We start from the raw sequence: 13,944 nt of genomic DNA on the forward strand, positions 1-13,944 counted from the left end.
GATTTCAAAATAGGGGAAATATTCTCATAATTTCAACTTAAAAAAGTAATTAATCCATAGTGCATTTTGTACTTTTGTGTTTCAATAAAAATAAAAATATGAGTCAAGACGTAAGAGCCTTAGAGCCTAAAGCATTATGGAATAAATTTGCCGATTTAAACGCTGTACCAAGACCTTCTAAAAAAGAAGAACGCGTTATAAAATTTATGAAAGATTTTGGAGCTAGGCTAGGTTTAGAAACTATAGAAGACGAAGTAGGAAACGTAATTATCAAAAAACCAGCAACAGCAGGAATGGAAGATCGTGTAACGATTGTAATGCAATCGCATTTAGATATGGTACATCAAAAAAATAACGATACCGATTTTGATTTTGATACGCAAGGTATCGATATGTATGTAGATGGAGATTGGGTAAAAGCAAAAGGAACAACACTTGGTGCAGATAACGGTTTAGGTGTTGCCACCATTATGGCTATTTTAGAAAGTACAGATATACCACATCCAGCAATAGAAGCTTTATTTACCATTGATGAAGAAACTGGTATGACTGGCGCAATGGGATTAAAAGGCGGATTATTAACTGGTGATATTTTATTGAATTTAGATACCGAAGAAGATGACGAAATTGGTGTTGGTTGTGCTGGTGGCGTAGATGTAACTGCAAGACGTACTTATGACGAAGAAGAAACACCAGAATTTAAAACCGGTTATCAAGTTGAGGTAAAAGGATTACAAGGCGGACATTCTGGTATGCAAATACACGAAGGTTTAGGTAACGCCAATAAAATTATGAACCGTGTGTTATTTGACGGTTTTGAAAACTTTGGTTTGCGTATCTCTCAAATTGAAGGCGGAAGTTTACGTAACGCTATTCCACGTGAGAGTAAAGCAATTGTCGCTATAGATGCGATACACGAAGAAGCTTTTTTAGCAGAAATGAAAGAGCAAACCAATACCATAAAAAAGGAACTTAAAACCATGGAGCCAGATTTAGAGATTTTGGTCACTAAAACTGAAACGCCAGAAAAAATTATGGATTTAGGTGTGCAAGAAGGTGTAACTAGAGCTATTTATGCGGCTTTAAATGGTGTATACCGTATGAGTGCAGATATACCAGAATTAGTAGAAACGTCTAATAACATTGCACGAGTAACTATAAAAGATGGCGAAATAGAAATTGCGTGTTTAACACGTAGTTCTGTAGAGAGTTCTAAATTAGATTTAGCCAATACTTTACGCGCAACGTTTGAATTAACAGGTTGCGAAGTAGAGTTTTCTGGAGATTACCCAGGTTGGACACCAAATATGGAGGCCTCTATCTTAAAAGTGGTGACCAATGTTTACGAGCGATTAAATAACGAAAAACCACACGTTGCAGCTTGCCATGCAGGTTTAGAATGTGGTATTTTAGGACAAAATTATCCAGATATGGAAATGATTAGTTTTGGACCAAATATTAAAGGCGCACATAGTCCAGATGAACGAGCGCAAATTAGCTCTGCACAAAAATATTGGAAATTTGTGTTAGAAATTTTAAAAGAAATCCCAAAGAAATAGGGAAGTAGATAATAATAAAAAAAAGCTCAGTTTTGCTGGGCTTTTTTTGTTTCGTTTAACGGTCTAGTATAAGAATAGTAGCGGATTTAGACGCACTAACTTTTCGGTTAAATACAGACTTTTTTATACTTACTTGCTTTCGTTTTAGCGATTAAACCGCTATTATTTTTATACATTGTTGGCAATAGTACTATTTTATTTTAAGTGAGATTTTATAAATTTTACTTAAGCCATTGTTACTTTCATTAATATATTTTTTAAAATCTGAAATAGTTTCGAAATTTCTTGGATAAATATTATTTCTTTTGCTTGTGAAATATAATATTTGGTTTTGCTCATCATAAAATGGGCAATATTCCATATATTTTGTGTTTACAGGAATTCCTAGGTTTATGGCCTTTTTCCAGTTTCCATTTGTATCCTTTTTCGAGATATATAAATCCCCACTTCCTTGACCATCTTTTTCATTATATTTCGAATAAATTATAAAATCTTCGTTTTCAGAAATAAAAGCATTAAACTCATAGCCGGCACTGTTTATATTTTCATCTAATAAAACAGGTTTTAAATACTTATCACCTTTCAATTCACAATAATAAATATCATCTTTTCCAAAACCATCAGGTGATACCATTGTAAAATATATGTTCCCATTTTTACTGACAGTAGGATAAAACTCATCTAATTCTGAATTAATTGGTTTCCCGACGTTTTTGGGTTTTGACCACACTTCATTATTGTTACCTCTTTCAACATACCAAATATCAAAATCCTTTTTTTCATTAATAGAATCATTTAATGGTCTATTAGAGACAAAAAATAGTCGATTATTATCAAAAGACAAAAAGGGCTCTAAATACATATATGAATCACAAAAAGGCAATAATTCTGGTTGAGACCATCCTGTTTTATTCTTTTTAATATAAGCAAGTTGTGAAATTTCCTGATTAGGGCTTTGTACAGTAAAGAATGCTTCTTTTCCATCTTTTGAAATACAAAAATCTCTTACATTAAGAAATTGATTTAGTGCTTTATCAAATTGAGTAATATCAGATTCACTCTGAGCTGATAATAAATTTGAAATAAGAATTAACGAAATTACTAATCTGATTTTTTTCATTATTGAAGTTTTTTTTAACGTATTATTGCCAACGTTAAGATAAAGCAAGTTTCCAATTCGCGTTATCGATTGTTAAACGAAGTTAGTGTTTTAATGTAAGAAAATCAATACGTAGGTCTACATATATTTATAAAAAAACCACCTAAAAAGGTGGTTTTGTATTTATGTTTTAGAGGTATTTATTTAATACCAACAATTTCTAAATCAAATACTAAATTAGCATTTGGTGGTATACGTGGCGCACGTCCGTTTGGTCCGTAACCTAAATAACTTGGTACAAAAATACGGGCTTTATCTCCAATGTTCATTTTTAGCATAGCTTCTCTAAAACCTGGTACAAGCGTAGCAGACTCGTTATAAATCATAGGGAAAGGCTCATATGCACCAGCTTTATCTGCTTGTTCGTTATAGGTGTTTGTAGCTTTTGCTACTTCTGCATCTGTGGTGTAAAATAAGTTTCCGTTTTCAAAGTAGCCTGTACTTTGTATTAAGACGTTATCGGTGCTTTTTGGTGTAACACCATCTTTGGCTTTGTTTAAAATCATTACTAATCCAGTAGGCGACTCTATAACTTCACCTTCCATATCTTTATTTTTCTCGATAAAGGCTTTACCAGCTATTTTTGCTTGCTCTTTAATTTTTTCTTGCATAGCAGCTTGTTGTTCTTCTAAGCGTTGAGGTAATAAAGGTTCTTTTTCGGTAAATACTTTTGCAGCGTCAAATGCTTTTGCATCGGCACCTTTTCTTATAATATTTAATTCTTCAATAATAACAGGATCTACAGGTTTTGTTTGTACTGTTTTTACATTAGATATCGTGTCTTGTATTTCTATTCCTTTTACTAATTCTCCAAACACTGCATGACAGCTTGTTTTTGGCATGTTACAGTTTTTAAAACTTCCGTCTGCATAAAAAGCATCAAGATTGGTTTTTGGTACTTCGGTAATAAAAAATTGGCTACCATTTGTGTTTAATCCTCCAGAGTTAGCCATAGATAAAATACCTGCTTTATCGTGACTTAGGCTTGTGTCAAACTCGCTATAAAATTTAAAACCTGCGCTTCCCATACCAGTTCCCGTTGGGTCGCCACCTTGTATCATAAATTTATCCATAACTCTATGAAAAGTAATACCGTTATAAAATGGTTTTCCTTTTAAAGAATCTGCTAATTTTGGGTGTGTTCCTTCTGCAAGACCTACAAAGTTGGCAACAGTAACAGGTACTTTGTCGTAAAATAACTTAGCGACCATGGTTCCTTTGTTGGTTTTAAACTCGGCGTAAAGTCCGTCTGGTAAATCAGGATATTTGTCTTGACACGACATTGCCGAAAAGCTGGCAATAAAAGCGATAAGTAAAAATTTCATTTGTTTTTTTATTAGGTTCATTGTTATTTGGTTTAGTCTTGATTTTTAGTGATTTTATTTACGGTTACTTGACACATAATTGGTGTGTTAATACCTATTTTGCGTTCGTCTCCATAATAACCATATGCTTTTTGCGAAGGGAATAAAAATGTAGCAGTTTCTCCTTCTTTTAGAAGTTTTAAACCTTCGCGAAGACCAGTAAAAATTTCTTCTTGATCCATAGCGTAGTTTTGTGTTTTTATTTCCTCTTTAGTGTAAATTACATCGCTATCTAAGGTTTTTACATTGTAATTGAAGTTAATTATATCACCAAAACCTGGTGTTTGTAAACTGTCATTTTCAACTTTTGTATTGTAATAGTACCAAAAACCGTTTCCTGAATTTTTAAATTCTTTATCAGGTTGATTGGCTATTATGGTTTCTATTTTTTCAATTTCTTTTTGGTTTAAAGCTTTATTACGTGCAACAGATTGGTCTATAAAACTTCCAGAAGACACAGTAATTGGTTTACGCGCTTCAGGACTTTTGCAAGCTGTAATAAGCAGTCCAAAAAAGATAAATATAAAATGATTAAGCTTCATTTAATGCCGATTTGTATTGTGGTAATATACTAATAAATTTTTCAACAGTTTCTTTAATTGGTAAATCACTTTTTCCGCCTGCAGCATTAGTATGTCCGCCACCTTCAAAATGAGATCTAGACATTAAATTTACAGAGAAATCTCCTTTAGAGCGTAAAGAAATCTTTACTATATTTTGTTGTGCGTCTTCTATAAAAATAGCAGCTAAAACAATATTATTTAATGATAAAGCGTAATTTACAAATCCTTCTGTATCGCCTTTTTTATAATCGAATTTTTGAAGCTCTTTAAGAGTTAAAGTGATGTATGCAGCTCTATACTCTGGCAATACTTTTAGGTTGCTTAAAGCACAGCCTAAAAGTTGCAAACGGTTGTAACTATTAGTATCGTATACTTGATTATGAATAAAAGTATTTTGAGCACCTTTATCAATTAAATCTGCTATAACACGATGAGTCCTGCTTGTAGTAGAATTAAACCTAAAAGAACCAGTATCTGTCATTATTCCTAAATAAATAGCGGTTGCCATATTTCTATCTAAAAGGTCTAAATCTCCTAACATTTCAATAAAATTATAAATCATCTCGCAGGTAGAACTCATACTTACATCACTATATGTATACTTTGCGTACGGATCTGGTTGTTGATGATGATCTATCATAATTTTTAAAGACTTATTTTCTGCAAGCGTATTTTCCATATCTCCAGCTCTATGAAAGGCATTAAAGTCTAAAGTAAAAACAATATCTGCATTGTTTAACGCTTCTAAAGATTGACTGTTTTGTGAGTCAAACTTTAAAATTAAATCCTGACCAGGAACCCATTTTAAAAAATCAGGATAATCATTAGGTGTAATAACTGTTACAGAATGATTGATTTTTGTTAAATAATGAAATAAGGCTAAGCTAGACCCAATAGCGTCTCCGTCAGGGTTTTTATGAGTAACAATTACTATTTTTTTAGGTGAAGCTAATAGCGATTTAATATCTGAAATTTCATGTTTTGTCATAGCGTACGAATATACAATTTTTTAATAATTGAATTTGTTGTTTTTCTTAATAAATGCCTTACTTTTGCACAAAATTAACAAGCTAAATATAGCTGTGTTATAATAAGTTGAAATTAAACTAAAACAATAAAATGGCAACTAATAGAACATTTACAATGCTTAAGCCAGATGCTGTAGAAAAAGGACACATTGGCGCAATTTTAGAAAAAATTAATGCTTCAGGATTTAGAATCGTAGCAATGAAATTAACACACATGACTAAGCAAGATGCAGAAGCATTTTATGCTATACACAAAGAAAGACCTTTCTTTGGTGAGTTAGTAGAGTATATGACACGTGGTCCTATTGTAGCTGCTATTTTAGAAAAAGATAACGCAGTAGAAGACTTTAGAACTTTAATAGGTGCTACTAATCCAGCAGAAGCTGCTGAAGGAACTATTAGAAAAATGTACGCAGAATCTATAGGAGAAAATGCCGTACACGGTAGTGATAGTGATGAAAACGCAGCTATTGAAGGTGCTTTTCATTTTTCTGGAAGAGAAATGTTTTAAATAATAAAACATATATAACTAAAAAAGCCTTTCTAAATTAGAAAGGCTTTTTTTGTAATCGTTTAAATAGAAAATATATATTATACTACTTTTACATTTACTGCGTTCATACCTTTACGTCCTTCTTGTAGATCAAACTCTACTTCATCTCCTTCTCTAACTTCGTCAATTAGACCTGAGATGTGAACGAAATGGTCTTTGTTAGATCCTTCTTCAGTTATAAAACCATAACCTTTAGAATCATTGAAAAATTTTACTGTGCCTTGAGCCATTGTAATAAAAAAAATTTGTTAATAATGTGTCAAAGATAGAGTTTATAATATTAACTCAACGTTATTTTTAAAATTTTTCAAAAAAATAAAAAAAACGATAAAAATTTTTCAATTATCTGAGTACTATTTTGTTAACTATATTTTTACCTAGCTCTTCATTAATAAGATTTATGATTTTTTCTTTTCCGTAGCTTAGTTCTTCTCTTAAGGCACTAGAGCTTAATTGTATATATAGTGTGTCTCTTTTTAATTGAATATTTGTAGTGTAGTTGTTAATACCATTACCCATAAGTTTTATCCAGGCTTCTCTAACTTGTACTTTGTCTAAACCAGTTTCTAGTTTATTTTCTGTAACAAATTCTTTTAAGACATCTTGTAGGTTTAATATATCGTTATTTCGTTTGGCCATTATTGAATGTTTATTGGTGTGTAACGTTTATATAAATATACGTCTTTGCTTTGGTTTATTACTTTCATTTCATCTTTAGAAATATCTAAAATAGTTTCTTTCCAGTTATGGTATGGTGTCTTGTAATGTAAGTTAAAACTGTCGTTTTCTATTTTGAAAGTGAAAGTTTCTGAGTTTTTAGAAGTTTTAAAAGTTCCATCAAACTCAGGTTTCATTTTTTTTCTAAATCCAGAAGAGTCTGATGTGATTTCTATATAATCAATAGTTTCGTTAACAGTATATTGTTTTTCTTCTCCATTATTTAGTTTTACTTCTTTTATTTCCCAATAGCCTTCTAAATTATTGGTGAATTCTGTTTTGTCTTTAGAGCAACTAAAGATTGTTAAAATGAATATAAAGATTAAATTTTTCATTTTTTAAAAATTATAGTTTAAATATTTTATAGCTTTGATGTACTTGTTTTACTACATTTTCTGTACGATCTGCGTGTGTATCGCTTATAAAAATCTGACCAAAATTTTCGTCATCAACTAGCTTAATAATTTGAGCAACTCTAGTTTCGTCTAATTTATCAAAAATATCATCTAAAAGTAATATTGGATTACTACCACTTTCGGCTTTTATACTATCAAATTGTGCAAGTTTTAATGCAATTAAAAAAGATTTTTGCTGTCCTTGACTACCAAACTTTTTTATAGGATGATCATCAATATTAAATATTAAATCGTCTTTGTGTACACCAACACTTGTGTATTGTAAAGCTTTATCTTTATTTATGTTTTGGCGTAAAAGTGTATTTAAATCATCATCAAAAAGATGGCTTTTGTAATCTAAATCTATAGCTTCGTTATTATCGCTAATGGCTTTATAACGTTCTTTAAAAATAGGAACAAAAGATTTTAAAAATGCTTTACGTTTTTCAAAAATTTCTGTTCCATAAGTGTTTAACTGTTCGTTATACACATCAATAGTGTCTTGGTTGTATGTATGGTTAGCAGCAAAATATTTTAATAACGAATTACGTTGCGCCAATACTTTATTGTAGTTTATTAAATGACTTAAGTAGTTTTTATCATTTTGACTAATTACACTGTCAATAAATTTTCTTCTGGTATCGCTGCCCTCAATGATTAAATCTCTATCTGCTGGCGAAATAATTACAAGAGGTAAAAAGCCAATATGATCACTAAATTTATCATAAGCTTTTGTGTTACGTTTTATAACTTTTTTTTGTCCTTTTTTTAAGCTAACAACAATGTTTTCGGTTTTATTATCTTTATCATATTCGCCATTAATAACAAAAAAATCTTCATCATGTCTAATATTCTGTGAAGAGACCGGATTAAAATAGCTTTTGCCAAAAGAAAGATGATAGATAGCATCTAAAACATTAGTTTTTCCTACACCATTATTACCAACAAGACAATTAATAGTAGTGTCAAACTCAAAAGTTTTGGTGTCAAAATTCTTATAATTTAAAAGCGAAAGTGATTTTAAAATCATGGATATAATATAAAAAAAGTGTGCTAAATAGTGTTACCACAATAAGAAGTGCAAATTATTGAAAAATATCAAATAAATAGGCTTTTATTTATGAAGAAAAATTATATTTTTGTGCGCATTAATAAAACGAAGTATGGCAACGTATAAGAAAAGAGGATACAAACCTAAGACGAAAGTTGAAAAAGAAATAGAAGTAGAAGAAGAATCTACAACAGCAGAAGTATTTAATACTTTAGACGAGTCTGCTAACAAAGCAGAAGAGTTTGTAGAAAAAAATCAAAAAAACATCTTTATAGTAATTGGTGTTATAGCTGCTTTAGTTTTAGGGTACTTAGGTTACCAACAATTTGTAGCAAAACCAAAACAAGCAACTGCTATGAATGAGATGTACCAAGCAAAAAAGTATTTTAATGATGCTGTAACAGCTACAGCAAACAAAGACTCTTTATACAATTTAGCTTTAAGTGGAGGAGAAGGTAAGTTAGGATTAACAGATATCGTAGATCAATATAGTGGTACAGATGCTGGTAACTTAGCAAACTACTATGCAGGTATGGCATACTTAAATTTAAAAGACTACGAAAAAGCAATTGCTTACTTAGACGATTTTAAAAGTGAAGACGAAGCTTTAGCGCCAATGGCTAAAGGAGCAATAGGTGATGCGTTTATGCAATTAAACCAAGAAGAGCAGGCTTTAGACTATTATTTAAAAGCAGCTAACTTACGTCAAAACGAGTTTACTACACCAACGTTTTTATATAAAGCAGGTGTAACAGCTTTAAATATGGGTAATACTTCTAAAGCATTAGACTTATTTAACAAAATTAAAGACAACTATCCAGATGCTCCTGAAGCTAAAAACTCAGAAGTATTTATAGGAAAAGCACAAGCGATGTCAAAATAAAATAATATGGCAACAACAGATTTATCAGCTTACGATAAAGCATCAATCCCAAACGGAAAGCAATTTCGGTTTGGGATTGTTGTTTCAGAATGGAACGACAATATAACCGAAGGTCTTTTAAAAGGAGCAAAAGGCACACTTTTAGAACATGGTGTTACACCAGACAACATTGTAGTTTGGCATGTGCCAGGTAGCTATGAGCTAATTTACGGAAGTAAAAAAATGCAAGAACAACTGGTAGATGTTGTAATAGCAATTGGTAGCGTAATACAAGGCGAGACAAAACATTTTGATTTTGTATGTGATGCTGTATCACAAGGGATTAAAGATCTAAACGTACAGCACGAAACACCTGTAATTTTCTGTGTGCTTACAGATAATACTTTGCAACAAGCAATTGACCGTTCTGGCGGTAAACATGGTAATAAAGGTGTAGAAGCTGCTGTAGCTGCCTTAAAAATGGCACAATTAAGGGAGAACGCTTAGATTTCGGTATAGAGTATTGATTATTGGGTTTTCAGTATTTAGTGTGTAGTCAATGTTAGTTTATTTAATATTGCTAACAGCTAACTATTCCTTTTTTTGTTAACAATTTTTAGCATTCTCTAACCAGCAATCTCTAGTATTTTCAGTAAATTTGAACTTACTAGTAATACCATTTAGCATTGTTTGGTCAAAGAAAAAATAAAACATTTACTTACAAATCTCGTTTTAATAAAGACAACGATTCTGCTTCGCAATTAAAAGAAAGTATGAAATCTAATTGGAGCGAGGCAAGACCTTCTATTTCTGGAAGAAAAAAGAGTAATACTTTGTTCCTTTTAATAGGACTTTTAGTATTTATTGCTATCTTAATGTATTACTTAGATACAAAAATTAAATAATTATGGGACTTCTAACAAGACGAAAAAACAAAAAGTTTAGTTACACACCAAGATATTATAAAGGTGAAGGAAGCCCATATGAAATAAAACACAAATTTGACGATTTTAGAACAACGGTAGGTGATAACAAAAACATAAAACAAAAATTTAATAACGCAATAGACGAGTTAAAACATAACCCAGATCAAGCTGCAAATAGACGCATTTTGATAATTGTTGCAGTCTTAGTGTTTTTATTTTTATTAATTATTGGTTTTGACCTATCCATTTTCTTCCCAAAATAGAATATGGCAGATATCATTCAATTATTACCAGATCATGTTGCTAATCAAATTGCTGCAGGAGAAGTAGTACAACGTCCTGCATCTGTCGTAAAAGAGCTTTTAGAAAACGCAATTGATGCTGGAGCAACAACAATAAAATTAATTGTAAAAGATGCTGGTAAAACATTAATACAAGTTATCGATAACGGAAAAGGAATGAGTGCAACCGACGCTAGATTGAGTTTTGAGCGTCATGCTACATCAAAAATCCGAAATGCAGAAGACTTATTTCAATTAAACACAAAAGGGTTTCGTGGCGAAGCTTTAGCAAGTATCGCTGCAATTGCACATGTTGAGCTAAAAACAAAACAGGAAGATGACGAGCTTGGTACTTGTATAGAAATTGAAGGTAGCGAAGTTAAAAGTCAAGATGTAGTCGTAACACCAAAAGGAACATCGTTAGCTGTAAAAAACTTATTTTTTAATATTCCTGCACGACGAAATTTTTTAAAGTCTAATGCTGTCGAATTACGTCATGTTATAGACGAGTTTCATCGTGTGGCATTAGCGCATCCAAGCATAACATTTTCCATGTTTCATAACGGAAGCGAAACATTTAACCTTCCTGAAAGCAATTATAGGCAGCGTATAGTTAATATTTTTGGGACTAAAACCAACGAAAAATTAGTACCTGTAGAAGAAGCTACAGAGGTACTAACCATTTCTGGATTTGTTGGTAAACCAGAATTTGCCAAGAAAAGTCGTAATGAACAGTTTTTCTTTGTAAATAATCGTTTTATTAAAAGCGCCTATTTAAATCACGCAATAAATTCAGCGTTTGAAGGTTTACTTAAAGATGGTGCGCAACCAAGTTATTTTTTAAACTTAACGGTAAATCCACAAACCATAGATATTAATATTCACCCAACAAAAACTGAGATTAAATTTGACGATGAGCATACATTATATGCCATCTTAAGATCTGCAGTAAAGCATAGTTTGGGACAGTTTAATATTGCACCAGTTTTAGATTTTGAACGCGATGCAAACTTAGATACGCCTTATAATTATCAACAAAAATCTGCACCTTCGGTTGAGGTAGATAGTAGTTTTAATCCCTTTAAAGATGAAGTTGTTACTAGCAAGTCGTCTTCATCTGTATCTTCATTTTCAACTACGCCTTCATTTAAAAAAGATAGAGGAACAAGTTGGGAAAGTTTGTATGTTGGATTAGAATCTAAAGGCAATCAATCGGCTTCAAATTTTAATGAAGTGACTTTTGAAAGCGAACCAGAAACCGCTTCAATTTTTGAAAACGAAAATGAAGTAGAGCAGAAGCAAACTACCTATCAGCTTAATAATAAGTTTATAATAAGTACCATAAAATCGGGTATGTTGGTTATAGACCAGCATAAGGCTCATCAACGTGTATTGTATGAAGAATACCTTCAAAATATAACTGTAAAAGAAGGTGTAAGTCAGCAGTTATTATTTCCGTTAGAATTACATTTTTCTAAGCAAGAAATTAAATTAATTCAACAACTACAAGAAGATTTAGAAGCTACAGGATTTGTATTTACACATGTTAAAGATGAAATTGTAGTGATTACTGGCGTGCCTGTAAATGTGCCAGAAAGTGAAGTATCTATAATCTTAGAGCAGCTAATAAGTGATGTAGAAAACGAAGTGCCAGACAGCCATTTTTCTGCAGCAGATTTATTAGCAAAATCTATGGCGAAAAGTTTAGCTATAAAAACAGGACAAACCTTAACAAATACAGAGCAAGAACACTTAGTAAACAGGCTGTTTGCTTGTAAAGAACCAAGTGTGTCACCGACCAATAAAACAACGTTTATTACGATGACTGTTGATGAACTTGAAAAGAAATTTATGTAAGTTATGATGAGAATTTCAGATACCGTAAAACACCTTATAATTATCAATGTAATTTTTTTCATTGGAACGGTTACTGTTGGTGGCGGAGAAGCTTTTTATGAATGGTTTGCGCTTCATTTTCCTGCAAGTGATAGTTTTAAACCTTGGCAAATAGTAACGCATATGTTCATGCACGGTAGTATTGGACATATCTTTTTTAATATGTTTGCGTTATGGATGTTTGGTTCTCCCGTAGAATATCGCTTAGGAAGAAATAAATTTTTGTTTATCTATTTTTCTGCAGGTTTAGGAGCTGCATTGTTTCAGTTAGGCGGGGCATATTTTAATTATTTACCTGCTTACGAGCAGTTGATGGCTTCTGGAGTGACATCAGATCAGTTTTTTGATATGATGAATACAGGAAGAGTATACAACAATGTACCTCAAGAAATGATTACAGAATTACAATCTGCATATGATGCTTATAATGGTACAATGGTTGGCGCATCAGGTTGTATAATGGGAATTTTAGCAGCATTTGGTATGATGAATCCAAACGCAGAGCTAATGATGATTTTCTTACCAATTCCTATAAAAGCTAAATACTTTATTCCCGGGATAATTATCTTAGATGTAATATCTGCTGTTACAGGTCAATCATTTTTTAGTCCAAGTAATACCGCTTATTTAGCTCATGTTGGTGGTGCTTTAGTCGGATTTTTTATTATGTGGTATTGGAAGAAAAATCAATTCAATCAAAATCGTTGGGATAGATAAATGAGTCAAATAGATCAGTTAAAATATAAATACGCTAGGCTTAATGTGCTAGAAAAAGTTATAGTCATTAATGTGATTATCTTTTTGCTTGCATTAATATTAAATCCTATTGTTCCTAGTGTTTTTAAATGGTTAAGATTACAAAGCGATTTTTATGATGTATTATATAAACCATGGACAATCTTTACTTATGGATTTGTGCATTTTGGTTTATTTCATATGATTTTTAATATGCTTTGGTTATACCTTTTAGGAAGAATATTTATGAACTTATTCAATCCTAAAATGGCGCTTAATATTTATTTTTTAGGAATAATTGTAGGTGGTTTAGCCTTTTTATTTGGTTATAATGTTTTTTCTAGTTTCTTTTCAGCAAACGCTTATCTAATTGGTGCTTCTGGTGGCGTTAGTGCGTTATTAATTTTTTTAAGCGCTTATTTACCCGATAAAAATATAAGATTTTTTACTTTCAATTTAAAATTATGGTGGATAGCTGTAGCATTTGTAGCTTTTGATATTATAGGTTTGTTTGGTAGTAACGCAGGTGGAAGTTTAGCACATTTAGGAGGAGCTTTATTAGGTTTTGTTTATGCAAAACAATTAGAAAAAGGCAATGATATAGGTGCAGGTTTTGGTCGATTTATGGATAATATAGCTAGTTGGTTTAAGCCAAATAATAAATCAAACTTAAAAACCGTTCATAAAAGGAAAAGTAAAGTAGCTGGTTATGATAAAAAAGAATTTAACGAGCTTAATACACAAAAAAAAATAGATACTATTCTAGATAAAATAAGTAAAAGTGGTTACGATAGTTTGACTAAAGAAGAGAAAGATTTTCTTTTTAGAGCAGGAAAATAACAACTAAAGTAACTG

At 31.5% G+C, this 13,944-nt stretch carries 17 protein-coding genes; 9 read left to right on the forward strand and 8 right to left on the reverse strand.

All coding sequences use genetic code 11. The features are described from left to right. The first annotated feature begins 98 nt into the window (after window positions 1-98). On the forward strand, window positions 99-1,559 hold the full coding sequence (locus ACEQT4_RS09845; protein ID WP_370227349.1) for an aminoacyl-histidine dipeptidase: 1,461 nt from the start codon (window positions 99-101) through the stop codon (window positions 1,557-1,559). Window positions 1,560-1,749: 190 nt separating this feature from the next. Here the strand turns inward: ACEQT4_RS09845 and ACEQT4_RS09850 are convergent, their stop codons facing one another. The 4 genes from ACEQT4_RS09850 to ACEQT4_RS09865 form a co-directional block, all read right to left on the reverse strand. Next, on the reverse strand, window positions 1,750-2,679 hold the full coding sequence (locus tag ACEQT4_RS09850) for a PD40 domain-containing protein (protein ID WP_027880683.1): 930 nt from the start codon (window positions 2,677-2,679) through the stop codon (window positions 1,750-1,752). A 179-nt stretch (window positions 2,680-2,858) separates the two neighbouring features. Beyond that, on the reverse strand, window positions 2,859-4,043 hold the full coding sequence (locus tag ACEQT4_RS09855) for a peptidylprolyl isomerase (protein ID WP_370227352.1): 1,185 nt from the start codon (window positions 4,041-4,043) through the stop codon (window positions 2,859-2,861). Between the two features lie 32 nt (window positions 4,044-4,075). Continuing rightward, the gene (gldI, locus tag ACEQT4_RS09860; protein ID WP_370227355.1) at window positions 4,076-4,624 is read right to left on the reverse strand and encodes a gliding motility-associated peptidyl-prolyl isomerase GldI; all 549 of its coding nucleotides are present in this window, start codon (window positions 4,622-4,624) and stop codon (window positions 4,076-4,078) included. Next, window positions 4,614-5,633 carry a bifunctional oligoribonuclease/PAP phosphatase NrnA gene (locus tag ACEQT4_RS09865; RefSeq protein ID WP_370227357.1) on the reverse strand — a complete coding sequence of 340 codons (1,020 nt, stop codon included), beginning with the start codon at window positions 5,631-5,633 and terminating at the stop codon, window positions 4,614-4,616. The genes gldI and ACEQT4_RS09865 overlap by 11 nt, the downstream gene beginning before the upstream one ends. A gap of 131 nt (window positions 5,634-5,764) precedes the next feature. On the opposite strand from ACEQT4_RS09865, the gene ACEQT4_RS09870 reads away from it, so the two are divergent. Next, the gene (locus tag ACEQT4_RS09870) at window positions 5,765-6,184 is read left to right on the forward strand and encodes a nucleoside-diphosphate kinase (protein WP_027880679.1); all 420 of its coding nucleotides are present in this window, start codon (window positions 5,765-5,767) and stop codon (window positions 6,182-6,184) included. A gap of 80 nt (window positions 6,185-6,264) precedes the next feature. Here ACEQT4_RS09870 and ACEQT4_RS09875 read toward each other — a convergent pair whose 3' ends face one another. From ACEQT4_RS09875 to ACEQT4_RS09890, 4 genes are all read right to left on the reverse strand, one after another. Continuing rightward, window positions 6,265-6,456: a cold-shock protein gene (locus ACEQT4_RS09875; protein WP_027880678.1), complete on the reverse strand. Its 192-nt coding sequence runs from the start codon at window positions 6,454-6,456 to the stop codon at window positions 6,265-6,267. Between the two features lie 112 nt (window positions 6,457-6,568). Beyond that, on the reverse strand, window positions 6,569-6,865 hold the full coding sequence (locus ACEQT4_RS09880; protein ID WP_027880677.1) for a DUF721 domain-containing protein: 297 nt from the start codon (window positions 6,863-6,865) through the stop codon (window positions 6,569-6,571). Continuing rightward, the gene (locus ACEQT4_RS09885) at window positions 6,865-7,278 is read right to left on the reverse strand and encodes a lipocalin family protein (protein ID WP_370227360.1); all 414 of its coding nucleotides are present in this window, start codon (window positions 7,276-7,278) and stop codon (window positions 6,865-6,867) included. The genes ACEQT4_RS09880 and ACEQT4_RS09885 overlap by 1 nt, the downstream gene beginning before the upstream one ends. 10 nt (window positions 7,279-7,288) lie before the next feature. Further along, window positions 7,289-8,368, reverse strand: coding sequence for a DNA replication/repair protein RecF (locus tag ACEQT4_RS09890; protein WP_027880675.1), 1,080 nt, complete (start codon window positions 8,366-8,368; stop codon window positions 7,289-7,291). Window positions 8,369-8,501: 133 nt separating this feature from the next. Here ACEQT4_RS09890 and ACEQT4_RS09895 point away from each other — a divergent pair, with 133 nt between their 5' ends. From ACEQT4_RS09895 to ACEQT4_RS09925, 7 genes are all read left to right on the forward strand, one after another. Beyond that, complete coding sequence (locus ACEQT4_RS09895) at window positions 8,502-9,272, forward strand: tetratricopeptide repeat protein (RefSeq protein WP_027880674.1); 771 nt, start codon at window positions 8,502-8,504, stop codon at window positions 9,270-9,272. A gap of 6 nt (window positions 9,273-9,278) precedes the next feature. After that, the gene (ribH, locus tag ACEQT4_RS09900) at window positions 9,279-9,758 is read left to right on the forward strand and encodes a 6,7-dimethyl-8-ribityllumazine synthase (protein WP_370227364.1); all 480 of its coding nucleotides are present in this window, start codon (window positions 9,279-9,281) and stop codon (window positions 9,756-9,758) included. A 179-nt stretch (window positions 9,759-9,937) separates the two neighbouring features. Further along, window positions 9,938-10,156 (forward strand): hypothetical protein, encoded by a 219-nt coding sequence (locus ACEQT4_RS09905; RefSeq protein ID WP_370227366.1) that lies wholly within the window; start codon window positions 9,938-9,940, stop codon window positions 10,154-10,156. A gap of 2 nt (window positions 10,157-10,158) precedes the next feature. Beyond that, the gene (locus ACEQT4_RS09910) at window positions 10,159-10,440 is read left to right on the forward strand and encodes a riboflavin synthase subunit beta (RefSeq protein WP_370227368.1); all 282 of its coding nucleotides are present in this window, start codon (window positions 10,159-10,161) and stop codon (window positions 10,438-10,440) included. 3 nt (window positions 10,441-10,443) lie between these two features. Further along, window positions 10,444-12,315, forward strand: coding sequence for a DNA mismatch repair endonuclease MutL (gene mutL / locus ACEQT4_RS09915; protein ID WP_370227371.1), 1,872 nt, complete (start codon window positions 10,444-10,446; stop codon window positions 12,313-12,315). Between the two features lie 3 nt (window positions 12,316-12,318). After that, window positions 12,319-13,071, forward strand: coding sequence for a rhomboid family intramembrane serine protease (locus tag ACEQT4_RS09920; RefSeq protein ID WP_370227373.1), 753 nt, complete (start codon window positions 12,319-12,321; stop codon window positions 13,069-13,071). After that, a complete protein-coding gene (locus ACEQT4_RS09925) occupies window positions 13,072-13,929 on the forward strand; it encodes a rhomboid family intramembrane serine protease (RefSeq protein WP_370227375.1) in 858 nt (285 codons plus the stop codon). Window positions 13,930-13,944: the final 15 nt, after the last annotated feature.

Source organism: Mesoflavibacter sp. (assembly GCF_964226795.1).
GTDB lineage: Bacteria > Bacteroidota > Bacteroidia > Flavobacteriales > Flavobacteriaceae > Mesoflavibacter > Mesoflavibacter zeaxanthinifaciens.

What these genes read in the sequence shown, in the direction of transcription:
- ACEQT4_RS09865 (WP_370227357.1), bottom strand. Translation starts at nt 5,633, where the DNA reads ATGACAAAACATGAAATTTCAGATATTAAATCGCTATTAGCTTCACCT.
- ACEQT4_RS09925 (WP_370227375.1), top strand. Translation starts at nt 13,072, where the DNA reads ATGAGTCAAATAGATCAGTTAAAATATAAATACGCTAGGCTTAATGTG.
- ACEQT4_RS09850 (WP_027880683.1), bottom strand. Translation starts at nt 2,679, where the DNA reads ATGAAAAAAATCAGATTAGTAATTTCGTTAATTCTTATTTCAAATTTA.
- ACEQT4_RS09870 (WP_027880679.1), top strand. Translation starts at nt 5,765, where the DNA reads ATGGCAACTAATAGAACATTTACAATGCTTAAGCCAGATGCTGTAGAA.
- ACEQT4_RS09855 (WP_370227352.1), bottom strand. Translation starts at nt 4,043, where the DNA reads ATGAAATTTTTACTTATCGCTTTTATTGCCAGCTTTTCGGCAATGTCG.
- gldI (WP_370227355.1), bottom strand. Translation starts at nt 4,624, where the DNA reads ATGAAGCTTAATCATTTTATATTTATCTTTTTTGGACTGCTTATTACA.
- ribH (WP_370227364.1), top strand. Translation starts at nt 9,279, where the DNA reads ATGGCAACAACAGATTTATCAGCTTACGATAAAGCATCAATCCCAAAC.
- ACEQT4_RS09885 (WP_370227360.1), bottom strand. Translation starts at nt 7,278, where the DNA reads ATGAAAAATTTAATCTTTATATTCATTTTAACAATCTTTAGTTGCTCT.
- ACEQT4_RS09880 (WP_027880677.1), bottom strand. Translation starts at nt 6,865, where the DNA reads ATGGCCAAACGAAATAACGATATATTAAACCTACAAGATGTCTTAAAA.
- ACEQT4_RS09910 (WP_370227368.1), top strand. Translation starts at nt 10,159, where the DNA reads ATGGGACTTCTAACAAGACGAAAAAACAAAAAGTTTAGTTACACACCA.
- ACEQT4_RS09875 (WP_027880678.1), bottom strand. Translation starts at nt 6,456, where the DNA reads ATGGCTCAAGGCACAGTAAAATTTTTCAATGATTCTAAAGGTTATGGT.
- mutL (WP_370227371.1), top strand. Translation starts at nt 10,444, where the DNA reads ATGGCAGATATCATTCAATTATTACCAGATCATGTTGCTAATCAAATT.
- ACEQT4_RS09845 (WP_370227349.1), top strand. Translation starts at nt 99, where the DNA reads ATGAGTCAAGACGTAAGAGCCTTAGAGCCTAAAGCATTATGGAATAAA.
- ACEQT4_RS09920 (WP_370227373.1), top strand. Translation starts at nt 12,319, where the DNA reads ATGATGAGAATTTCAGATACCGTAAAACACCTTATAATTATCAATGTA.
- ACEQT4_RS09890 (WP_027880675.1), bottom strand. Translation starts at nt 8,368, where the DNA reads ATGATTTTAAAATCACTTTCGCTTTTAAATTATAAGAATTTTGACACC.
- ACEQT4_RS09895 (WP_027880674.1), top strand. Translation starts at nt 8,502, where the DNA reads ATGGCAACGTATAAGAAAAGAGGATACAAACCTAAGACGAAAGTTGAA.